The 20,617-nt window shown below is 72.0% G+C and carries 19 protein-coding genes; 12 read left to right on the top strand and 7 right to left on the bottom strand.

Annotated elements, in window-relative coordinates:
* The first annotated feature begins 23 nt into the window (after window positions 1-23).
* From K8556_RS12750 to K8556_RS12740, 3 genes are read left to right on the top strand one after another with little or no spacing between them, the layout of a single operon-like run.
* Window positions 24-2,333, top strand: a complete 2,310-nt coding sequence (locus tag K8556_RS12750) for a hybrid sensor histidine kinase/response regulator (RefSeq protein WP_223740323.1) — start codon at window positions 24-26, stop codon at window positions 2,331-2,333.
* 37 nt (window positions 2,334-2,370) lie between these two features.
* A complete protein-coding gene (locus K8556_RS12745; protein ID WP_223740513.1) occupies window positions 2,371-3,372 on the top strand; it encodes a chemotaxis protein CheB in 1,002 nt (333 codons plus the stop codon).
* Window positions 3,366-5,186 (top strand): CheR family methyltransferase, encoded by a 1,821-nt coding sequence (locus tag K8556_RS12740; protein WP_223740322.1) that lies wholly within the window; start codon window positions 3,366-3,368, stop codon window positions 5,184-5,186. Before K8556_RS12745 ends, K8556_RS12740 begins: the two co-directional genes overlap by 7 nt.
* A 30-nt stretch (window positions 5,187-5,216) precedes the next feature.
* On the opposite strand, the gene K8556_RS12735 is transcribed toward K8556_RS12740, so the two are convergent.
* Together K8556_RS12735 and K8556_RS12730 are read right to left on the bottom strand one after the other, a co-directional pair.
* A complete protein-coding gene (locus K8556_RS12735; RefSeq protein WP_223740321.1) occupies window positions 5,217-5,540 on the bottom strand; it encodes a polyhydroxyalkanoic acid system family protein in 324 nt (107 codons plus the stop codon).
* 89 nt (window positions 5,541-5,629) lie between these two features.
* Window positions 5,630-7,111 (bottom strand): deoxyribodipyrimidine photo-lyase, encoded by a 1,482-nt coding sequence (locus K8556_RS12730; RefSeq protein WP_223740320.1) that lies wholly within the window; start codon window positions 7,109-7,111, stop codon window positions 5,630-5,632.
* A 95-nt stretch (window positions 7,112-7,206) separates the two neighbouring features.
* Between K8556_RS12730 and K8556_RS12725 the strand changes: the two genes are divergently transcribed.
* The 4 genes from K8556_RS12725 (at window position 7,207) to K8556_RS12710 (ending at window position 11,547) form a co-directional block, all read left to right on the top strand.
* Entirely contained in the window at window positions 7,207-8,448 is a 1,242-nt protein-coding gene (locus K8556_RS12725; RefSeq protein ID WP_223740319.1) for a hypothetical protein, read from the top strand.
* A 67-nt stretch (window positions 8,449-8,515) separates the two neighbouring features.
* On the top strand, window positions 8,516-9,661 hold the full coding sequence (locus K8556_RS12720) for a DUF1015 family protein (protein WP_223740318.1): 1,146 nt from the start codon (window positions 8,516-8,518) through the stop codon (window positions 9,659-9,661).
* Between the two features lie 12 nt (window positions 9,662-9,673).
* A complete protein-coding gene (locus tag K8556_RS12715; protein WP_223740317.1) occupies window positions 9,674-10,468 on the top strand; it encodes a tRNA1(Val) (adenine(37)-N6)-methyltransferase in 795 nt (264 codons plus the stop codon).
* Between the two features lie 128 nt (window positions 10,469-10,596).
* Window positions 10,597-11,547: a DUF6268 family outer membrane beta-barrel protein gene (locus K8556_RS12710; protein ID WP_223740316.1), complete on the top strand. Its 951-nt coding sequence runs from the start codon at window positions 10,597-10,599 to the stop codon at window positions 11,545-11,547.
* A 4-nt stretch (window positions 11,548-11,551) separates the two neighbouring features.
* Here K8556_RS12710 and K8556_RS12705 read toward each other — a convergent pair whose 3' ends face one another.
* From K8556_RS12705 to K8556_RS12695, 3 genes are all read right to left on the bottom strand, one after another.
* A complete protein-coding gene (locus tag K8556_RS12705; protein WP_223740315.1) occupies window positions 11,552-12,673 on the bottom strand; it encodes a hypothetical protein in 1,122 nt (373 codons plus the stop codon).
* Between the two features lie 3 nt (window positions 12,674-12,676).
* Window positions 12,677-13,450, bottom strand: coding sequence for a hypothetical protein (locus K8556_RS12700; protein WP_223740512.1), 774 nt, complete (start codon window positions 13,448-13,450; stop codon window positions 12,677-12,679).
* Between the two features lie 62 nt (window positions 13,451-13,512).
* Window positions 13,513-14,523, bottom strand: coding sequence for an ABC transporter ATP-binding protein (locus tag K8556_RS12695; protein ID WP_223740314.1), 1,011 nt, complete (start codon window positions 14,521-14,523; stop codon window positions 13,513-13,515).
* A 295-nt stretch (window positions 14,524-14,818) separates the two neighbouring features.
* Between K8556_RS12695 and K8556_RS12690 the strand changes: the two genes are divergently transcribed.
* The 5 genes from K8556_RS12690 (at window position 14,819) to K8556_RS12670 (ending at window position 19,477) form a co-directional block, all read left to right on the top strand.
* Window positions 14,819-15,028, top strand: a complete 210-nt coding sequence (locus K8556_RS12690; RefSeq protein WP_223740313.1) for a hypothetical protein — start codon at window positions 14,819-14,821, stop codon at window positions 15,026-15,028.
* A gap of 63 nt (window positions 15,029-15,091) precedes the next feature.
* Window positions 15,092-16,060 carry a porphobilinogen synthase gene (gene hemB, locus K8556_RS12685; protein ID WP_223740312.1) on the top strand — a complete coding sequence of 323 codons (969 nt, stop codon included), beginning with the start codon at window positions 15,092-15,094 and terminating at the stop codon, window positions 16,058-16,060.
* Between the two features lie 218 nt (window positions 16,061-16,278).
* Window positions 16,279-16,668, top strand: a complete 390-nt coding sequence (locus tag K8556_RS12680; RefSeq protein ID WP_223740311.1) for a hypothetical protein — start codon at window positions 16,279-16,281, stop codon at window positions 16,666-16,668.
* Between the two features lie 23 nt (window positions 16,669-16,691).
* A complete protein-coding gene (locus tag K8556_RS12675) occupies window positions 16,692-17,309 on the top strand; it encodes an RDD family protein (RefSeq protein WP_223740511.1) in 618 nt (205 codons plus the stop codon).
* Window positions 17,294-19,477, top strand: coding sequence for an ATP-grasp domain-containing protein (locus K8556_RS12670; protein WP_223740310.1), 2,184 nt, complete (start codon window positions 17,294-17,296; stop codon window positions 19,475-19,477). Before K8556_RS12675 ends, K8556_RS12670 begins: the two co-directional genes overlap by 16 nt.
* 59 nt (window positions 19,478-19,536) lie before the next feature.
* Here the strand turns inward: K8556_RS12670 and K8556_RS12665 are convergent, their stop codons facing one another.
* On the bottom strand, window positions 19,537-19,791 hold the full coding sequence (locus tag K8556_RS12665) for a hypothetical protein (RefSeq protein ID WP_223740309.1): 255 nt from the start codon (window positions 19,789-19,791) through the stop codon (window positions 19,537-19,539).
* Window positions 19,788-20,525 (bottom strand): phospholipase D-like domain-containing protein, encoded by a 738-nt coding sequence (locus tag K8556_RS12660; RefSeq protein WP_223740308.1) that lies wholly within the window; start codon window positions 20,523-20,525, stop codon window positions 19,788-19,790. The genes K8556_RS12665 and K8556_RS12660 overlap by 4 nt, the downstream gene beginning before the upstream one ends.
* Window positions 20,526-20,617: the final 92 nt, after the last annotated feature.

The raw sequence follows: 20,617 nt of genomic DNA, 5'->3' as shown, positions 1-20,617 counted from the left end.
GAGCGCCCTGACGCCCGCGACCCATGGACACCGAGGCCCTCAAGAAATCCCTCCTGAAGAAGTTCCAGGAGGTCACGGCCGACCGACTCCAGAAGATCCAACTGGGAGTCATCGACCTGGAGAAGGAGACCGCGGAGCAGGCCGCGGACGACGTCGCGCGCGAACTGCACACGATGAAGGGCGAGGCCCGCATGTTGGGCCTGGCCGCCATCGGGCAGCTCGCGCACGCCGCCGAGGACGTCCTGCGCGCCGAGCGCGAAGGCAAGACGGCCACGGAGACGGCCACGGACGTGATGCTCCGTGCCTGCGACGTGCTGTCGGACCTCCTGGAGGACCTGGACGCGGCCCACACCGGCACGTCCGCCACCGAGGAGATGGTGAAGGCCCTGTCGGAGGTGTCCGGCCACCCCGTGCCCGCCCTGGGCCCGGTGCGCAAGCCCGCCGCGCAGCCTCCGCCCGCCGCGCCGCCCAAGCCCGCGGTGCAGGCGCCGGTGGCTCCGCCTGTCGCCGCGCCCGTCGTGGCCCAGGCGCCGGTGGCTCCGCAGGCCCCGTCCCGCGTGGCGGAGCCCGTCCCCGTCGTGGCCCCGGCCGCGAAGGAGGAGGAGGCGCCCAGCGCCGCGAAGAGCAACACCATCGCGGACCGCAGCATCCGCGTGAACGTGGAGGTGCTGGACTCGCTGGGCCTGCTCGCCGGCGACCTGCTGGTGGAGAGCGCGCGCGGCCGGCTCCGCAGCACGGAGACGGCGCAGCTCTTCGAGCGCTTCAGCCGCCTGGGCGACCGCTTCCTGCGCATCTCCGAGGACGTGGACGTCCCGGACGCCATCCGCGCGGAGCTGGAGCGCGCGGAGGCGGACCTGCACATGCTGCGCGACGACGCGTTCCGCTTCGTGCGCCGCAACGGGGACGGCATCAACACGCTGCACGGCAACCTGGCCCAGTTGGCGGACCACGTGGCCGAGGCGCGCCTGGTGCCGCTGTCCACCGTGTTCGACGCGTTCCCTCGCGCGGTGCGCGACATCGCGAAGACGCAGAACAAGGAAGTGGACCTGATCATCGAGAACGCCGACATCGGCGTGGACAGGTCCATGCTGGCGGACGTGCGTGACGCGCTGGTGCACCTGTTGCGCAACGCGGTGGACCACGGCCTGGAGTCGGCGGACTTCCGCCAGCAGATGGGCAAGCCCGCCACGGGCCGCATCCGCATCCGGGTGCGCGTGGACGGCGACATGCTCCACATCGAGGTGGAGGACGACGGCCGCGGCATGGACACCGAGCGGCTCAAGCAGGTGGCCATCAACAAGCGCCTGCTGTCGCCGGTGCAGGCCGCCGCGCTGTCGGAGCGCGAGGCCATCGAGCTCATCTTCCGTCCCGGCTTCTCCACCCGCGAGCAGGTCAGCGAGCTGTCCGGCCGCGGCGTGGGCATGGACGTGGTGAAGCGCAAGGTGGAGACGCTGGGCGGGTCCGTGGGCGTGCAGAGCCGCCAGGGCCGCGGCACCACCATCACGCTGCGCCTGCCTCAGTCGCTGGCCCTCATGAAGGTGCTGCTGGTGCGCCTGGGCGACGACGTCTACGGCATGCCCGCCGCGGACGTGGTGGCCGTCATGCGCATCAAGCCGGATGACCGCATGGAGGTGTTCGGCACGCTGGCGGTGCGGCACCGGGGCAAGCCCACGGCGCTCGTGGCGCTGGGGCCGCTGTTGGGCCTCAACGGCGGCAACCGCTTCGACAAGCCCCCCGCGGTGGTGGTGCGCCACGGCGACGACTACGCCGCGCTGGTGGTGGACGGCTTCGTGGACGAGCGAGAGGTGGCGGTGAAGCCCTGCGGCGGCGAGTTCCTCAAGGGCGCGCCGTTCATCGCGGGCACGGCGGCGCTGGAGGACGGGCGCATCGCGGTGCTGCTGCACGTGCCGGACATCATGACGGAGGTGCGCCGCATGGCCCGCCCCGTCACCCAGGCGCCCGCCAGCCGCCGGCTGCGCGTGCTGCTGGTGGACGACTCGCCCATCGCCCGCGCGACGGAGGGCGCGCTCGTCAAGGCGCTGGGCCACTCCGTGGAGGAGGCGCAGGACGGTGAGGAGGCGTACGCGAAGGTGCAGACGAACACGTACGATCTCATCCTCACGGACGTGCAGATGCCGAAGCTGGACGGCTTCTCCCTCACGCGGCGGCTGAAGGGCACGCCCGCCGTGGCGCGCATCCCGGTCATCATCCTGTCGTCGCTCGCGTCGCCGGAGGACAAGCGGCGCGGCCTGGATGCGGGCGCGGATGCGTACCTGGTGAAGGGCGAGCTGGGGGTGGAGATCCTGGCGCAGTCCATCGATCGGCTGACCTGAGGAGCCTCTGGTGGGCGGCGGCACGGCGGTGACGGGACTGGCGTTCCGGGTCCTCCTGGTGGGGCGGGGCCTGCGCGCGCTGGTGCGCGGGCTCTTCGACGGCGAGTCGCTGGTCGCCGTGGGCCCGCCGGAGGCGGACTTCGCGGGCGCGGAGGCGGTGGTGCGCAGGCACTTCCCGGACGTGCTGCTGGTGGACCTGGTGTCCTCGGAGGCGCTGGGCGCCATCGAGCGCGTCATGGCCCAGCGCCCCACGCCCATCCTCGCGCTGCACCCGGGCGTGCTCACCGGCCAGCAGGCGTTCCAGGCGCTGGCCCTGGGCGCGCTGGACGTGATGGACCGGCCGATGACCCCGGGGCCGGACTTCTGGCACGCGGTGAACCGCAAGCTGGTGATGCTGGCGCAGGTGAAGGGGGTGCGCTCGCCGCCCTCCTCGCCCAGGGCCCGGCAGCCGGCGCAGGAGGGGCCCACCGCGCCGTTCCCCCTGGTCGCGCTGGCCGCCTCGCTGGGCGGGCCGAAAGCCGTCGCGTCCGTGCTGCGGATGATTCCGCGGGGCTTCCCCGCGCCCATCGCCTACTGTCAACACATCAGCCAGGGCTTCACGGAGGGCCTGGCGCACTGGCTGTCCACGGAGACGGCGCTGCGCGTCGTCGAGGCGACGCACGACGCGTGGATGGAGCCGGGCACGGTGTACATCGCCCCTTCGGGAGGACATCTGCTGGTGAAGCCGGACGGCCGTCTGGAACTGGATACAGGACCTGCCCTGCGGGGCTTCCGGCCCTCGTGTGACATGCTGCTCACTTCGGCCGGGGAGTCTTTCGGCAAGAGGTGCATTGGCGTCATCCTGACGGGTATGGGCCGAGACGGCGCCAGGGGGTTGAAGGAGATTCGCGAGCGCGGCGGGCGCACCATCGCGCAGGACGAGGCCACGTGCGTCGTCTACGGCATGCCCCGCGAGGCCGTGCTCCTGGGCGCGGCGCAGCAGGTGCTGCCGCTGGACGTCATCGCGCCGACGCTCGTGCAGTGGGTGGACGCGTGCTGAACGTGGGCAACAAGGTGCTCCAGCAGTTGTCCGCGCTCCTCCTGGAGCGCGCGGGGCTGAAGATCACCCTGGACGGCTACCACAGCCTGCGGCTCGCCCTGTCCACGCGCATGCCCGCGCTGGGGCTGAGCGACCCGGAGAAGTACCTGCAGAAGCTGATGAGCGCGAGCGGCGAGGAGGAGCTGCGCGCGCTGCTGCCGCTGGTGACGGTGGGGCACACGGAGTTCTTCCGCGACGCGAAGCAGTTCCGCGCGCTGGAGGGGAGCGTGCTGCCGGAGCTGCTCGCGCGAGCCCGGCGCGAGATGCGCAAGGTGTCCATCTGGTCCGCCGGCTGCGCCACGGGCGAGGAGCCCTACAGCCTGGCGCTGGTGATGGCGGAGCTGGGGGCGCTCGCGGTGGAGGTGGACCTGTGGGCCACCGACCTGAACCTGGCCGCGGTGGAGGCCGCGCGGCAGGGGCGCTTCTCCACGCGCCGCGCGATGGCCATTGGCCCGGAGCGGCTCAAGCGCTTCTTCCGGCCCGTGGAGGACGGCTACGAGGCGTCCCCCATCCTGCGCGAGTACATCCGCTTCGATGGCCAGAACCTGGCCGCGCCGGTGTTCGACAAGGTGGCGCCCGCGTCGCTGGACCTCATCCTCTGCCGCAACGTCATCATCTACTTCGACCTGCCCACCATCCGCGGGCTGATGGACCGCTTCCTCGCGGCGCTGCGGCCGGGCGGGCTGCTCTTCCTGGGGTACTCGGAGAGCCTCTTCAAGGTCTACGACCGCTTCGAGATGATCGAAGTGGACGGCGCGTTCGTGTACCGGCGCCCCCTGGGCGAGCGCCCGCGTCCGCCGCCGCCGCTGGCGCCCCTGGCGACGGAGCTCCGGCCGGGCAGCCCGGAGTCCTTCGCCGTGGAGCTGCGCCAGCGGATGCAGGCCAGCGCGGAGACCGCGACGCGGCTGCGCACGGCGGGCGTGGGTGACGTCGCCGGTGTGAAGGCTCCGGACGCGCCCGTGCGCAGGCCCACGCTGGAGCTGCCCGCGCTGGGCGCGCTGGCGGGCCGCCGCACCGGGGAGTTCCCCGCCCTCCGTCCGGAGCCGGCGCGCACGGGGGAGTTCCCCGCGGTGCGGCCGGAGCCCACGCGCACCGGGGAGTTCCCCGCCATCAAGCTGGAGCCGCCCCGTCCCGGGGAGCCTCCGCGCCGGCCCGCGACGACCGGGACCTTCGCGGCGGTGCGCGTGGAGCCGCCCACGCCCCGGCCCCCGGCGGAGGCCGTGCCCGCGCGCCCGAGCGGTTCGTGGCCGCAGCTCCTGCCGCCCGCGGAGCGCTTGAACATGGCCGTGCGGAAGATGGGGCAGGGGGACTTCCCCGCCGCCATCGACGGCGTGAAGCGCCTGCTGGTGGACGAGCCCTCGGACCTGGACGCGCTGCTGACGCTGGGCAACCTGTACTCGCTCACCGGCCGCATCGACGAGGCGCGCGACACCTTCGGCCAGGCGCTCCAGCGCGAGCCGCTGTGCGTGGAGGCGCGCGTCTTCGGTGGGGTGGCGGCGATGCAGGCGGGGAGCCTGGCCGAGGCGCGCTCCGAGCTGGCCAAGGCCCTGTTCCTGGAGCCCACGCTGGCCATCGGCCACTACCTGCTGGCCCAGGTGCAGGAGCGCACGCAGGACTTCGAGGCGGCCCGGCGCAGCTACCGCAACGCCGTCGCGCAGTTGAAGTACCCGCAGCGCCCGCTGGCGGGGCACTACCCGGAGATGCTCGACTCCGCGGAGGCCATCTCCCGCGCGGCCCGCTATGCGCTGGCCGCGCTGGAGGAGCAGCCGGGCTGAATCACCCAGCCCGGCGCACGGCGGACAGCGTCACTCCAGGTTGCCCTTCACCTGATCCAGGCTCTTGGACGGATCCAGCACCGCGCCGAACTTCTTCTGGATGTACGTCTTGGCCTGGTTGCGCAGCAGCATGCCGGGGTCGGTGCCCTCGCCGGAGATGGCCTTGTCCGTGATGACGAAGCTGGCGTCCAGGTTGATGCCCATCACCTTGCCGACGAGCTTCGCGCCCGCGTCACCCTGCCAGTCGGACTTCACGCCGTACTTCGAGCCCCAGTAGTGGAGGAGCTGCTCGACGCGCTTCTTGACCTCGTCCTTGGGAAGGTTGTGGGGGACCTCGAACTTCATCGTGCCCATGGCTGACTCCTGGTGCCGGGAAAGAGGGGATGTCCGCCCGGTTTAGTGACCCCGGGCCGGAAAGTGAACCGCCGTCTTCAAGGGGATGTCTACCGGCGGGCCTGGCGGGCCGCCTTCCGGCGAACCTTCTTCACTGTCGCTGTGGCCCCGGGTGGCTCGGGCGGGGTACCCCAGCGCTCCAGGTACGGGTCCAGGTCGAACTTCTCCGCGGTGCGCGGCGAGCTCATGGGCCGGACCTTCCCCATCACCGGGCGCTCCTGGAAGGGCCGGTCGTGCAGCCCCAGGACCCACATGAAGTTGGAGACGCTCGCCGGGTCGCGCCCGTCCACCGCGTAGGTGTCGTTGAGCCGCGCGATGCGGGCCAGCGCCTCCTCCGGCGTGGGGCTCCACTCCAGGATCTTCTTCCCCCAGAGCATGCGCAGGTAGTTGTGGATCCGCCCGCGCTCCCGCAGCTCGCGCTGGGACGCGTTCCAGAGCGCGTCCTGGGTGCGGCCCTGCTCCAGCTCCTCGAAGGAGTAGAGATGCGGGCGCGGATCCTCCCGGTGGCGGGAGAGCGTCTCGCGCGCCCAGGCGGGCAGGGACTCCGTGCTGAGCTGCCTGGGGCCGGGCGTGTGGAAGCAGTAGTTGAAGCCCAGCTCGCGGCGCACGAGCAGCTCCTCCAGGAAGGACTGCACGGCGGGGTGGTCCTTGCCCTTCGCCGCGATGGCCGCGCGCGCCGCCTCGCCGGGGAAGAGGTTCCCCCAGTGGAAGTAGGGCGACAGGTTGGACTGCTGGCCCAGGCCCGGATCATTCCGGCCGGTGTCGTAGCCCTCCAGCCGCTCGTGGAGGAACGCGTCCAGGGCCTCGAGGCCCGCCCTGCGTCCGCCGCGCTCGTCGAGCGGCTTCACGGAATGATCCAGCGCGAACGTGTCCAGCGCGGCGCGGGCCTGCACGGCGTCGGACAGCTCGAAGTCCGGCTGGAGCTTCGCGCCCGACACGCGGGGCTTGCGCCCGGGCAGCGTGTGCTCCAGGTACTCCGGCCACAGCTTGCGCAGCTTGGGGCGCAGCGCGTACGCGCCCACCTGGGCCGCGGGGATGCGCTGCATGGGCACCACGCAGGACGCGTCCACGGCGATGAGCGGCACCCGCAGCGCCTTCGCCGCGCCGCGCAGGTGGCCCGGGATGATGTACGTGGGGAACAGGTCCGACACGACGGCCGCCGCGCGCCGGCCCAGGCTCGCGAGCCGGGGCTTGTGCTCCTTCTTCGTGCGCGGCAGCTCCAGCCAGTACGGCAGCCCGCGCGCGGCGCAGCCCTGGGCCATGTCCGCCATGCCCTCCAGGGCCCACGCGTGGAGCCGCTCCGACGCATAGGGGTAGTCCGGGCGGAGGGCCTGGTAGACGACGACGGGCAGGCCCAGGTGGTTGCCCAGCGCGATGGCGGCGTCCAGCGCGTGGTTCTCCTCCCACCGATGGTTCACCATGCACCAGTAGAGGACGAAGTCGCGCTGACCTGCGGGAAAGGGGGCCTCGTTCACCGCCTGCACGCGGGCGGAGTCGACGCCGAGTTCGGACCACGAGATGCCTTCGGGCATGGGCGCGCGAGAATCTTCGACACGCGGCGGAAAACCAACACCGGCGCACCGGTTGTGGTTTTCTGCCGGACGGCCGGACCCAAGGAGCCCCTCGCGTGTCACACCGTCGAACCTGGAACCTCCCTGTCACCGTCCTCGCGGTCGCGCTGATGTTGCCGGGCCTCGCGCTCGCCCAGGCGGGTGGCACGGGCGTCTATCCGGCGCCGCAGCCGCCGCCTCCGCCCGCGCCGGGCATGTACCCGGCGCCGTCCTCGCAGGCCGAGCCACGGGCGGAGGAGCCTTCGCCCGCGACGCCCGCGGGCGACGCGTATGGGCAGCCGCCGCCCACGCAGGCCGCGCCCCCGGATGAAGCGCCTCCGCGCGCGAGCGACGCGCCGCTCCAGCCGCCGGATCCGGACCGCCTGCGCACCGAGCCGCAGGCGCCGTTGACGGAGGGCACGCGGGAGGTGCGCCCGGAGTCCCTCCGGGACGAGACCGCGACCGCCGCCTCGCGGATCCGCCCGCCGCCGGAGGACAACGGCGTGTTCCTGGACGGCCAGCGCCGCCGGGGGCCGTTCCTGTCCGGCCCTGGCAGCATGCGCTTCGTGCTGCACCACACGGCCCTGGGCGCGCTGGGCGGCTTCTTCACGCAGGCGTTCTCCAAGGAGTTCAACTTCGACCGCAGCTCGCGCGAGTCCATGCTCGCGGGCACGCTGATTGGCGCGGGCCTGGGCTTCGGCGCCTCCGCGTGGTGGCAGTTCAACAACTGGGTGGACACGCCCATGGCGAACTTCACCATCCTCAACTCGGGCATTGGCGGCATGTTCCTCGCGGGCTTCATGGACCTCATCACCCAGGACCCGGGCGTGCTCACCTGGTCCGCGTTCCTGGGCGCGGAGCTGGGCGCGTGGCTGACGGCGGGCATCGGCGGCGGGCAGTTGCCGCTCTCGGACGGCCTGCTGGTGGCGTCCGGCGCGGGCTGGGCGGCGGCGTACAGCGCGCTGTTCCTCGCCATCGTGCACTTCTCCGGCACGGCCATCTCCGGCAAGACGTGGAAGGACATGCTGCTCATCTCGCCGGGCGTGGGCGCGGGCGTGCTGGCCCTGGCGACCATGCGCTACAACCCCACGGCGTCGCAGATCCTCCGCGCGGACCTCTTCGGCGGGGGCGTGGGCGCGGCGGTGCTGCTCATCTCCGGCCTGGTGCTGGGCGGCTTCAACCAGTCCACCCCCTACGTGCTGTCCTTCCTGGGCTCCGCGGGCGCCATCACCACCGTGAGCCTGCTGTGGGAGGAGAGCGTGGACCGCTCCGCCCTGCGCAGCGCCAAGGACCGGCCGTACAAGAACGTCTGGTGGTAGACGGCCTGGAGGCCGGGCGGGCAGGCGTCATGGCGCGCGGGGAGGGGCGGCATCACCTTTCCCCGGTATGGCGCGCGTCCTCCCGTTCTCGGCCCTCCTGACCTCGCTGGGCTCCTCGCTGGAGCCCGGGGACGGTCCTCCTCGCGGCAACGCGGCCCCGCTGCCCACGCACGTGCGGCCCCTGCTGGAGTCCGCGAACCCCAGCGCGGAGCTGCGCCGGATGCGGGACTCGGGCGGGCTGTTGAAGGACGCGCGCCCCGCCCTCTACGTCGTGGAGCTGCACGGCCCCGCGGGCCGCTTCTCCGGCCCTCCGGTGCGCTACCTCCTGTGCGCGCTGACGCCGGACGCGGTGCCGTCGCTGGAGCAGGACCCGTACCGGCCCCGCGCGTGGGAGGTGGAGCCCGCCGTCACCCTGGTGGCGGATGACCACGGCGCCCTCCGGGCCCTGCTGGCGGAGGCCGCCGAGCGCGGCATCTCCGTCTGGAAGGGGCAGTACGACGGCAACCCGGTGTCGCTCCTGCGCATCGAGCCGTCCCCGGTGTCCAAGCGCCTGCAGGCGGTGCTGGACGAGGCCCCCATGCGGCCCCTGGCGGCCCTGAGCGAGCAGGGCCGGAGCCTGGCCGCGGTGGTGCCGCTGTCCGAGCCGGGCCTGGAGCTGTGTCCCATCCACCGTGCCCTGAAGGGCGTGGAGACGTTCCAGGAGGACACCTTCCTCACCCTGGTGGCCGCGTACGCGCGCGTGACGGAGTTGGACGCGCCCCTCACCACGCCGCAGGGGCTGGCCGCGGCGCGCGAGCGGCTGGCCACGCTGGTGCCCGGACAGCACGCCGTGCTGCTGGTGCTGCCGGGCGGGCGGGGCCGCATCCTGCGCTTCCGCCAGGGGCTGGACCTGGCGCACCTGAAGGGCGCGCCTCGCAACCCCACGCTGCGCAGCCTGGACCTGGCGCTGCTCAACACGCTGGTGCTGCGCACGGTGCTGGGCATCCAGGAGCCGGAGGCGTCCGGACACCCCCAGGTCTTCCCGGTGCACGGCCTGGACGCGCTGGTGGCGGGCGTGGAGGCCGGCACGTTCCAGGCGGGCTTCGCGCTCAACCCGCCGCCGGTGTGGGAGGTGCGGGCCGTGATGGAGGCCCAGGCCACGCTGCCTCCGCGCACCCTGCGCGTGGAGCCGCGCGTGCCGGCGGGGTTGCTCTTCCTGGATCCCGAAGTCTGACGGCCCCCTCGAGTGCGTGCGCTGACCGGCACCGCGCAGGACTGGCCCCGCCGGGTGCGGCTGCGGTTGGAGCCCGGCCCGGGGGAGACGCTCGACGCCATCTGCGGCGGCGAGGTGCAGGTGCTCCAGCGCCGGCTGGGCTACCGCTTCACGCTGGACCCCGTGCTGCTGGCGCACTTCGCGGTGTTCGAGGCGGGGGCGGCCCGGGGCAGGCTGCTCGATCTGGGCACCGGGTGCGGCATCATCCCGCTGGTGCTGGCGCGCCGGTTCGGGAGGGCGGACATCACCGCGCTGGAGCTGCAGCCGGGCCTGTTCTCCCTGGCCGAGCGCAACGTCTACCTCAACCGCTGCGAGGGCTCGGTGACGCTGGTGCAGGGCGACCTGCGGCACGTGGCGGAGACGTTCCCCGCGAGCAGCTTCGGCCACGTGCTGTGCAATCCGCCGTACCGCGCGCGCACCGCGGGCCAGAGCAACCTGTCCCGGGAGAAGGCGCTCGCGCGGCATGAGATCTCCTGCGAGCTGCCGGACGTGGTGCGCGCCGCGGCGTACCTGCTGGTGCCCCGGGGCGCGCTGTGCATGGTGTACCCGGCGTCACGCTTCAGCGAATTGGTGTCGGTGCTGCGCACGCTGCAACTGGAGCCGCGCACGGTGCGCATGGTGCATCCGCGCGCGGACCGGCCCGCGAAGCTGGTGCTGCTCCACGCGGTGAAGGGCGGCCGGGCGGACCTCACCGTGCTGCCGCCGCTCGTCGTCCACGCGGACGAGGACGCGGCCTTCACGGACGAAGTCAACGCCATGGTGGGCTGACACACCCCACGTCTTTCATGTCACCCCGGGTGAAGCGGGGCAGGGTAGACTCGCCGGACTCGGGGCCGGGACCGGCCGCCCCGTCTTTGCGAAGGCAGGGTGTGATGCGCGTGGACCTCCGCCGCGCCGTGCGATGGCGACTCCTGGCCCCGGTCCTGGGCTGCTGGGCCGTGGCGGTGCTGCTCGTTGGCGCACCGGCCGGGGCCCAGACGCAGGCGGACCGGCTCTACGTGAGCTATGGCCTCTCCGGCGGCGGCTCGCTGGAGGCGGGGGGCGTCCACGTCAAGGAGCGGATGGCCCTGGAGCTGCGCGTGCCGCTGCCGCTGCTCGTCGTGGGGCGCACGTACCTGCTGCCGTCGGTGGGCTACGAGACGCGGTGGATGGGCGCGGACGTTCCGGCCCTGCGGGAGGACGCGGTGGATCGGCAGTACCACCGCGTCCAACTGGGGCTCACGGCCGTCCGCCCGCTGGCGCCGCGCTGGCTGCTCGTCACGGGGGTGACGGCCAGCACCCGCACGGACTTCCGGTCCTCGTTCGACCTGGCGCTGGACACGTCGTGGGTGGCGTTCGCGATGGCCCGCTACCAGTTCGAGGACACGCCGGGGCTCGGGCTGATGTTCGGCGTGGTCGCGCTGTGGCCCTTCGACAAGCTGCCGGTGATTCCCATGCTGCTCCTGACCTACCGGCAGGGCCCGTACGTCGTGGAGGTGGGCCTGCCCCGGCTCACGCTCCTGCGCAAGCTGGGCGACACGGTGGAGCTGGGGCTGGTGGGCGCGCTGGACATGCAGGTGCTGCGCACCCGCTTCGCGCCGGAGCTCCAGGCGCTCAACGCCACCTACCTGCGCGAGACGCAGGTCCGCGTGGGGCCCACCGTGAACGTCCACCTGGGCCGGGACCTGTGGCTCAGCTCGTCGGTGGGTGTGTCCCTGATCAACGACTACGCGCTGCTGGACCGCGAGCGCGACAGCCTGAACGTGCGCGGGCTGGACATGGGGCCCGCGCCGTACGGCCGGGTGGTGCTGGGCTGGCGTCCCGCGCCCCCCCAGGCGAAGGCCAAGGGCGCGCGTCCGGCGCCCTGATGCGCTACGGCGTGGACCTGGCGCGCTCGGCGGCCTGGCGCTCCTCGCGGCACCAGGCGAGCTGCTCCTGGAGGGTGGCCAGCGGAACGGCCAGCTCCAGCTTGAAGGACGAGCCGTCCGGCCGGACCTTCGCGAAGTCCAGGAGCTGCGCCAGGTCCTCCTTGCCCTCCGCCTGCGCCTTCATGCGCGCCATGGACAGCGCGCCGCCCAGGGACTTGCCCAGGTCCGTCATCTTCTCCGCGTCCAGGCCCGTCACGTTGGCCACCATGGCCACGTCGCCGCTGGTGTCCAGGTGCAGCTCCACGTTCTGGGCCACGTCCGTCAGCCGCCGCGCCAGCTCCTCCTGGCCCGGGCCCAGCAGCTTCGCCAGGGTCTCCACCGCCAGCACGCCGTACATCTCGCCGTAGGTGCTGTTCTCATCCAGCAGCGGCGGCCCCTCCTCCTGGCCGCGCCCGTCCATGCGATCCAGCACCGTCTTCACGGAGTCCGGCGACTTGCCGAACACGAGCATCTGGTTGTTCCAGGTGCCCACCGACGTGTCCATGCGCCCGCGCTGCGTGCCGCCGTCCGGCAGGGCGAAGGTCGTGTCCCCCGGCTCGTACACGCGCGCGCCCGCGCCGTAGTCGGAGGACACTCGCTCGCCCAGCAGCTCCTGGTACTTCGCCTTGCTGAAGTCGCCGGAGAGGATGACGCCCTCGTCGGTGACGACCAGCCGGTCCAGGTCCTGGAGCGGATCCACGCCGCTCATCGCCTTGAACTGCTCCAGGTTCTTGCCGCCGTCACGCAGCAGGCAGTCCATGAGCAGCTCGCCCACGGGCGAGTAGCGCAGCGCGTTCGCCTCGATGACCACCGCCGTGCGCCCCGGGCCCCGGGGCAGCGCCGCGAGCAGCGGATCCCTCGGCTTCATCGGCGCGGCCACGCCCGCGTCCACCACGGCGGGCATCACCCAGGTGCGCCGCTTCTCCGCGCGCTCCAGGTCCGAGCCCTTCATGCGCCGGGGGAACTCCACGTCCGGAGCCTCCGCGGCCGGCTTGTCGCCCTGGCCCGTGAACATCAGGACCGCGCCTCCGGCGAACAACAGCAGCGCCCCCACCAGCCACACCCTCCTGCGCCCGCGCGAATCCATGGTTCAGCAGTCCTTTCCCTCGAAGTGCCAGAAGCCCACGGAGAGGGCCCCCAGTCCGAACACCAGCACGCCGCCCAGCAGCATGCCCAGCGAACCCTTCTCCATCGGCGTGGAGCTGGCCAGGTCCGCCGCGCGCGACGCCAGCGCGGACAGCCGGGGCAGCACCAGTGTCACCGCGTCGAACGCCGTGCGGCCGAAGCCCGCCTCCAGGTAGCGCGACACGTCCGCGCGGAAGCCCGCGAGGATGCCGCCCACCAGCAGCACGAAGCCCGCCGCGGAGCACAGCGCCGCGCTGCGCACCAGCGTCGCCGTGGTGAGCATCACCGCGTACACCGCCGCGAACCCCACGCACGCCAGGCCCCCGGCGATGAGCGGCCCCGCCGTCCAGTACCCCGTCTTCACCCCGAAGATGAGCGTCAGCCCGCCCGCGGCGTACACCGTGCCGCCCAGGGCCAGCGTCATCACCCCCAGGAACGTGCCGGCCAAGAGGTGCCAGCGCTGCAAGGGCAGGGCGAGCAGGTGCTCGATGCGGCCGGGCGACAAAAGCCCCGGCGCGAAGTCCGAGCACGCGACGATGCCGAAGAGGATGCCGCCGTAGAACACCAGGTACGCCGCCGCGCGGTAGATGGGCCGCAGCGCCACGTCCACGGACATGATGTTGGAGCGCATCACCTCGCCGAACAGGCGCGTCGCCGCGAGCGCGCCGTCCACGACCTCCAGCTTGAGGCTGAGCGCCACGGTGGCCAGCACCAGCGTGAGCCCCACCATGAAGGCCATGATGAACTTGCGCGACGCCGCCTCGCGCAGCACGTAGCCGGCGATGACGAAGACAGGGCTCTTCACGCCGCCACCCCCGGCCCGCCGCCGACGGCGCCCACGAGCACCGCCTCCAGGTCCGCGCCCTCGCGCCGGAGCTCCATCAGCAGCGCGCCCGAGGCCCGCGCCCTGTCCAACGCCGCGTTGAGCACCGCCACGTCCGCCGCGTCCACCGTGTACACACCGTCCTCCCGGCCACCGCTCGCGGGCGCCATGTCCGCCCTCGCGTCACCGCCCGGCCTTGCTGCCCGCGCCGGATCCGCCACGGCCATGAAGCCCGCGGCCTCCAGCGCCGCCCGGTCCGCGCCGGGCGCGAAGCGCACGCGCCAGCGGGCCCCCGCCTTCGCCAGCTCCTCCAGCCTTCCTTCGCGCAGCACGCGCCCGTCCGCGAGGATGGCCACGCGGTCGCACACGCGCTCCGTCTCCGCCAGCAGGTGCGAGTTGAGGAACAGCGTCACGCCCTTCTGGACCTCCTCCTGGAGGATGCGGCGCACCTCCAGCCGGCCCATGGGGTCGATGCCGTCCGTGGGCTCGTCCAGCACCAGCAGCGCCGGGTCTCCCAGCAGCGCCGCCGCCAGCCCCAGCCGCTGCCGCATGCCCTTGGAGTAGCCGCCGATGCGCCGGTCCACCGCGTCCGCCAGCCCCACGCGCTCCAGGAGCCTCGCGTGCGCGGCCGCGTCCGGCTTCAATCCCTTGAGCCGCGCCACGGTGGCCAGGAACGCGGGCGACTTCCACGTGCCGGGCAGGTGCAGCCGCTCCGGCAGGTAGCCGATGCGCGCGCGGATGGCGGGGTCCTCCGGCGACCCGCCCAGCACCCGCACCGTGCCCGCGGTGGGCCGCACGATGCCGAGCACGCTCTTGATGAAGGTCGTCTTGCCCGCGCCGTTGGGGCCAATCAGCCCGAACGCGCTGCCCGCCGGGACGTGGAGGTCCATGCCCCGGAGGGCTTCATGGCCGCCGCGTCCGAACGCTCGGCGATACGTTTTTCGCAGGCCCTGCACTTCGAGCGCGGGAGGTGGAGTCGTCACGGTCATGACTGTAGACGACCCGCTGGACGGATGATTGCACCCGCATGGAATCGAGCTGCCCCCGGGGGAGGGACGGCCCGCCGTGCATGCGGGCTTCCCTCCGCGTTCCCCTGTTCGCGCCGCTGGGAAATGCCTTGCGCACCCGGAGCGCGCGTGGCGCGACGCGACACCTCGTCTTTCCCGGGCGTTGCACTCCTGGGGGTTCCAACGGTGTCCCTGGTCCAGGCCCTGCAATGCCTGTCAGCGACCCGCGGGACCTGAACGCCAACGCTCGCGGACACACCACACAGGAGACATGGGCATGACGTGGGCAAACGGGACCGAGCAGCAGCTTCAGGACGCGCGCCGTGAGCTGGAGGCCGCCGAGCGGGAGCTGACCACCGGGACCGAGGCGGCGCGGGTGCGCTACGCCCGGGCGTTGTACGAGGCGGACCTGGCCGGGCGGCGGGCCGACCGCATGGCTCGCGATTCGCGCCGCCATCAGTTGACCTGGCGCCCCGTCGCCGGCTGAGCAGGCGGATTCAGGGCTCGGAAGGGGTGAAGCGCGGGGCCCGGCGGTTTATACCGGCGACCCATGGCCCACCCCGTCCACCGTCCCCGCAGGCTGCGCCGCTCGGCGGCCCTCCGTGACATGGTGAGAGAGACGCGCCTCTCACCCACGGACTTCATCTACCCGCTGTTCGTCGTGGAGGGCCGGGACGTGCGCCGTCCCATCGCCTCCATGCCGGGCGTCTTCAACTTCTCGCTGGAGCACGCGGTGAAGGAGGCGAAGCTCGCGAAGTCGCTGGGCGTGCCGTCCGTCATCCTCTTCGGCATCCCGGACCACAAGGACGCGCGCGGCACCCAGGCGTACGCGACGGACGGCATCGTCCAGCGCGCCATCCGGGAGATCAAGGCCGCGGAGCCGGACCTCCAGGTCATCGCGGACGTGTGCCTGTGCGAGTACACCGACCACGGCCACTGCGGCGTGCTGGACGGCGACCACGTGGCCAACGACGCCACGCTGCCGCTGCTGGCCCAGATGGCCGTCACCTGCGCGCAGGCGGGCGCGGACATCATCGCGCCGTCGGACATGATGGACGGCCGCATCGGCGCCATCCGCAAGGCGCTGGACGAGGTGAAGCACCAGGACACGCCCATCATGGCGTACTCGGCGAAGTACGCCTCCGGCTTCTACGGCCCGTTCCGCGAGGCCGCGCAGAGCACGCCCCAGTTCGGCGACCGCCGCGGCTACCAGATGGACCCCGGCAACGTGCGCGAGGCCATCCGCGAGACGGCGCTGGACGTGGAGGAGGGCGCGGACTTCATCATGGTGAAGCCGGCGCTGTCGTACCTGGACGTCATCCGCGCGCTGCGTGAGAACTTCGACCTGCCGCTGGCCGCGTACAACGTCTCCGGCGAGTACGCGATGCTCAAGGCCGCCGGGCAGAACGGCTGGGTGGACTACGAGCGCGTGATGTTGGAGGTCCTCACATCCATCAAGCGCGCCGGCGCCGACCTGGTCATCACCTACCACGCCCTGGAAGCGGCCAAGCTCCTGTAGGCGACACCCGGGCGCACGGCATCGGCGGAAGGCTTGATCGCTTCCGCCGCTTGCGCCCAAATGCCCCCACCACGATGCCCACCCAGAAGAAGCGGCCCGGACGCAGAACCGAGAAGCCTCCGCCCAGACGTGGCGCCGCGCCGTCCAAGGCGCCGCGCTCCCGGTCGGGCCAGCGCCCCGGGAAGGGCCGCGCTCCCGTCCTCCGTGAGCCCGGGCCGTTGCAGTACAAAGTGGTGGAGCTGTCCACGGTGGACGAGGGCGCGCTGGAGCGCACCCTGAACGAGTGGACGGGCAAGGGCTGGAACCTGGACGGCGTGCAGTTCGCGATGCGCGAGTCCTCCAAGCGCCCGGCCATGGCCTTCGTCTTCTTCACCCGCGAGGGCGAGGCCGCGCGCCACGACGAGGACGACGCGCGGCAGAAGCTGCTGCGCATGTCCGAAACGGGCAGCCCCACGGCGCGGTTGGCGGCGGAAGCGGCCGGGGAGCACGCGCAGTCGGTGGTGCCGTTCGTCCACCCGCTGTCCGCGCACGAGCGGCTGGCGAAGCTGGCGGGGCTGGACGAGCCGGAGCCCACCGAAGAGGGGCTCACGCTGGAGCCCGAGGAGTGAGCACCGCCCCCGAACGCAGTCTCATGGCGGAGGGCCGCGGCGCGGGCCGCGTGCTGCGGCTGGTGCAGGAGGACGCGGAGCCGGACTCACCGTACCCGAAGGCGTCGCTGCTCCTGCGGCTGGGCGCGCGCATCATCGACTGCGCGGTGGCCTGGGGCCTGTACGTGGTGTGCGGCGCGGCGGGCGCGGTGGTGGCGCTGCTGTTCCTGCTGCTCGCGGACGGGATGCTCCAGGGGCAGAGCGTGGGCAAGCGCATCTGCGGCGTGAAGGTGATGCACCTGCCCACGCGCTCGGCCGCGCGGCACCGTGACAGCACGCTTCGCAACGCGCCGCTCGCGCTGGTGGTGCTGCTGGGGATGATGCCCGCGCCGCACGGCGTGGTGGCCGCCCTGGCGGGCTTCGTGGTGATTGGCGGCGTGGAGGCGTGGCGCGTGCTGCGCGACCCGCTGGGCCTGCGGCTGGGGGACACCTGGGCGCAGACGCAGGTGGTGGACGGGAAGGTTGTCGCGGGCGCGACGGTTGCAGCCCGCACGCCGGTGGGCGCGACGCGCGCTCCCGGACGGTTGATGTCCGCGGCCAAGGTGCGCCGCGGCAAGGCATTCAGGAAAGGGAGACGGGGTAAGCCATGCGCATCGCGCTGACCTACAACCTGCGGCTTTCGGACTCGGAAGAAGAGGCGGAGTTCGACACGCAGGAGACGGTGAACACGCTGGCGGGGGCCATCGAGCGGCTGGGCCACCGCCTGGAGCGCTTCGAGGTGAGCGGCCCCGCGTCGCGCACCGTCGCCCGCCTGGAGGCGTACAGCCCGGACCTCATCTTCAACACGGCGGAGGGCCGCCGCGGCCGCTTCCGTGAGGCCTTCTACCCGGCGCTCTTCGACGAGCTGGGCTTCGCGTACACGGGCTCGGACGCGTACGCGCTGGCGCTCACGCTGGACAAGCAGCTCACCAAGCTCATCCTCTCCAAGCACGGCATCCGCACGCCCGGCTGGCAGTACGTGGAGAAGCTCAACGAGCTGCAGCCGGAGAACCTGCGCTTCCCCGTCATCGTGAAGCCCAACTTCGAGGGCTCCTCCAAGGGCATCACCCAGGACTCCGTCGCGGAGACGCTGGAGCAGGTGCGGGAGAAGGTGGCGAAGGCGCTGGAGAAGTACCCGGCGGGCGTGCTGGTGGAGGAGTACATCAGCGGGCGCGACCTCACGGTGCCGTTCCTGGCCGCGGTGGACAACGACTACGACGGCGTGCTCGCGCCGGTGGAGTACGTCATCGACCCGGAGGCGTCCCAGGGCCGCAAGTACGCCATCTACGACTACGAGCTGAAGACGCGCCGGGAGAAGTCCGTGTCCGTGCGCGCCCCCGCGAACATCCCGGCGAAGATGTCCGAGGACGTCCGCAAGATGGCGCAGAAGATCCTCCAGGTGCTGGACTGCCGCGACCTGGGCCGGCTGGACTTCCGCGTGTCCGACGCGGGCGTGCCGTACTTCCTCGAGATCAACGCGCTGCCCAGCCTGGAGCCGGGCGCGGGCATCTACGCCGCGGCGGAGCTGGAGGGGCTGCACCTGGACGGGGTCATCAACTCCATCATCCAGAGCGCGGGCAAGCGCCACAAGATCCGCGACTCCAAGAGCCGCCAGGGCAGGCCGGCGCGCAAGTCCGGCCCGCTGCGCGTGGGCTTCAGCTTCAACGTGAAGCGCGTGAAGCCCAGCGCCACGGCGGAGACGGTGCAGGAGGACAGCGAGGCCGAGTACGACTCGCCCAACACGCTCCAGGCCATCCGCGAGGCCATCGCGTCCTGGGGCCACGAGGTCATCGACCTGGAGGCCACGGCGGAGCTGCCCACGGTGCTCTCCAGCACGCCGTTGGACATCGTCTTCAACATCGCGGAGGGCTTCAAGGGCCGCAACCGTGAGAGCCAGGTGCCGGCGATGCTGGAGCTCCTGGACATCCCGTACACGGGCTCCGACCCCGCGACGCTGTCGCTCGCGCTGGACAAGGCGCTGGCGAAGAAGATCGTCCGTCAGGCGGGCATCCTCACGCCCAACTTCCAGTTGATGGTCACGGGCAAGGAGCGCCTCAACAAGGAGTTCACCACCTTCCCGCTCATCGTGAAGCCGGTGGCGGAGGGCAGCTCCAAGGGCGTCGTCACCAAGAGCGTGTGCAACTCGGAGGCGGAGCTGCGCGACGTGGTCCGGGAGATCGCCGGCAAGTACCAGCAGCCCGCGCTGATCGAAGAGTACATCGGCGGCCGCGAGTTCACGGTGGGCCTCCTGGGCGAGCGGCGTCCGCGCGTGCTGCCGCCCATGGAGATCGTCTTCCTGGACAAGGCGGAGAAGAACCCCGTCTACAGCTTCCAGCACAAGCTCGATTGGACGGACCGCATCCGCTACGACGCGCCCGCGAAGATCGAACCCGCGCTGCTGGAGAAGCTGCGCACGGCGGCGCGCAACTCGTTCATGGCGCTGGGGTGCCGCGACGTGGCGCGCATCGACTTCCGCATGGACGACAAGGGGCGCATCTACTTCATCGAGTGCAACCCGCTGCCCGGCCTCACGCCCGGCTGGAGCGACCTGGTGCTCATCGCGGCGGGTGCCGGCATGGACTACCGGACGCTGATTGGCGAGATCATGGCGCCCGCCATCCGCCGCTACAAGGAACGCGAGGCGCGCCGGGCCCAGACGGAGAACCCGGCCGGCGCCCACGCGCCGCCGCTCAACAAGGTCGTGCAGCGGATTGAAGAGCAGAACGCGCGGGCCAACGCCTCGGCCCCCGCGGAGACCCCGCCCGCGCCGCGTCCGGAGCTCAAGTCCTGAGCCACCGCTGAAGCGCGGGCAGGGGAGGGGACGGTGCCTGGAAGGGCGCCGTCCCCGTTTCATCTCAGCCGTCGTTGAGGGCCTGGCTTGCTGTGCGTGAGCACCTCGCGCGGCGTGCCGTCGCCCTGCTTCACGTTGTTGGCGGAGGCGTCGTGGAGCTGGCGGAGCGTGAGGTTCGTCGCGCCGGTGAGCTTCGTTATGATGCCCGCGTCCATGTCCGTGTAGAGCACGCGCACCCGGCAGCCCATCTTGCCAATGCGCACCAGCTCCGTGGCCACGATGGCGCGGCTGTCGTTGAAGTGGTTCTGGTTCACGTCCAGCGTGCAGCCCGCCGCGTACGTCCGGAGTAGTCCGTCGTCTTCGTGCCGCCGCGCAGGTCGTTGTGGTAGCCGACCCAGTAGTCGTACCAATCCCAGTCCTCGTAGCTGACGACCATGTCGTTCCAGTAGTTGTTCTGGGAGTAGGTGTTGTTCCACGAGCCCTGCACCACCACGCGCTGGATGCGGTTGCCCTGCGGATCCGTGGTGGTGGAGAAGGTGAAGAGCTTGTCGTGCATGATGGTGCCCTCGCGGTCGAAGCCCGCGATGCACGCGCTGCCCGCGCCCGTGCCGTTGCACCGCGTGAGCTCCAGCCTCAAGCCGTCCGGGCACGTCGCCGCTGGGGGCACGTAGCTGCTCAGGTCATGGATGACGCCGCCCGCGGCGAACTCAGAAGCGGCGCCGCCGTTCTGCTCGTCCACCACCAGCCGCACGACGACGCCCCGGCACAGCGCCGCCTTGAGGGCCGCGTTCAGGTGGTCCGTCGTCCACAGGAACATGGCGATGCGGATGTAGGAACCCTTGGGGCTGTTCTGGATGAGCCGCGCCAGCTCGTCCTTGATGCGGTAGTCCCGCGTGCCCGTGTTGTCCGGCTGGTTGAAGACGGCGTAGAGCCCGGGCACGTTCGTCGCGCCCTGGGCCTGTTCCGCCAGGTTTGGATCCGTCTGCGCTTCCGGCTGACACCCGGTCAGCGCCGCCACCAGTCCTGCCACCGCCAGCAACCGCTTCATGACCTGCCTCCTGTTCTCCGTCTCCCAACCATTTAAGCCGATATGGTTTTGAAAGCGGAGAAAGCAGGAGGTTTTCCCAGGCCCTGCTCCGC

The organism is Corallococcus sp. AS-1-12, from assembly GCF_020036995.1.
GTDB lineage: Bacteria > Myxococcota > Myxococcia > Myxococcales > Myxococcaceae > Corallococcus.
This window is presented reverse-complemented; position numbering and strand designations above follow the sequence as displayed.

Bases quoted from the DNA above. Each gene is read 5' to 3' on its own strand.
- K8556_RS12660 (WP_223740308.1), bottom strand. From the start codon at position 20,525: ATGAAGCGGTTGCTGGCGGTGGCAGGACTGGTGGCGGCGCTGACCGGG.
- K8556_RS12730 (WP_223740320.1), bottom strand. From the start codon at position 7,111: ATGCCCGAAGGCATCTCGTGGTCCGAACTCGGCGTCGACTCCGCCCGC.
- K8556_RS12720 (WP_223740318.1), top strand. From the start codon at position 8,516: ATGGCGCGCGTCCTCCCGTTCTCGGCCCTCCTGACCTCGCTGGGCTCC.
- K8556_RS12735 (WP_223740321.1), bottom strand. From the start codon at position 5,540: ATGGGCACGATGAAGTTCGAGGTCCCCCACAACCTTCCCAAGGACGAG.
- K8556_RS12695 (WP_223740314.1), bottom strand. From the start codon at position 14,523: ATGACCGTGACGACTCCACCTCCCGCGCTCGAAGTGCAGGGCCTGCGA.
- K8556_RS12670 (WP_223740310.1), top strand. From the start codon at position 17,294: ATGCGCATCGCGCTGACCTACAACCTGCGGCTTTCGGACTCGGAAGAA.
- K8556_RS12690 (WP_223740313.1), top strand. From the start codon at position 14,819: ATGACGTGGGCAAACGGGACCGAGCAGCAGCTTCAGGACGCGCGCCGT.
- hemB (WP_223740312.1), top strand. From the start codon at position 15,092: ATGGCCCACCCCGTCCACCGTCCCCGCAGGCTGCGCCGCTCGGCGGCC.
- K8556_RS12750 (WP_223740323.1), top strand. From the start codon at position 24: ATGGACACCGAGGCCCTCAAGAAATCCCTCCTGAAGAAGTTCCAGGAG.
- K8556_RS12700 (WP_223740512.1), bottom strand. From the start codon at position 13,450: ATGGCCTTCATGGTGGGGCTCACGCTGGTGCTGGCCACCGTGGCGCTC.
- K8556_RS12675 (WP_223740511.1), top strand. From the start codon at position 16,692: ATGGCGGAGGGCCGCGGCGCGGGCCGCGTGCTGCGGCTGGTGCAGGAG.
- K8556_RS12705 (WP_223740315.1), bottom strand. From the start codon at position 12,673: ATGGATTCGCGCGGGCGCAGGAGGGTGTGGCTGGTGGGGGCGCTGCTG.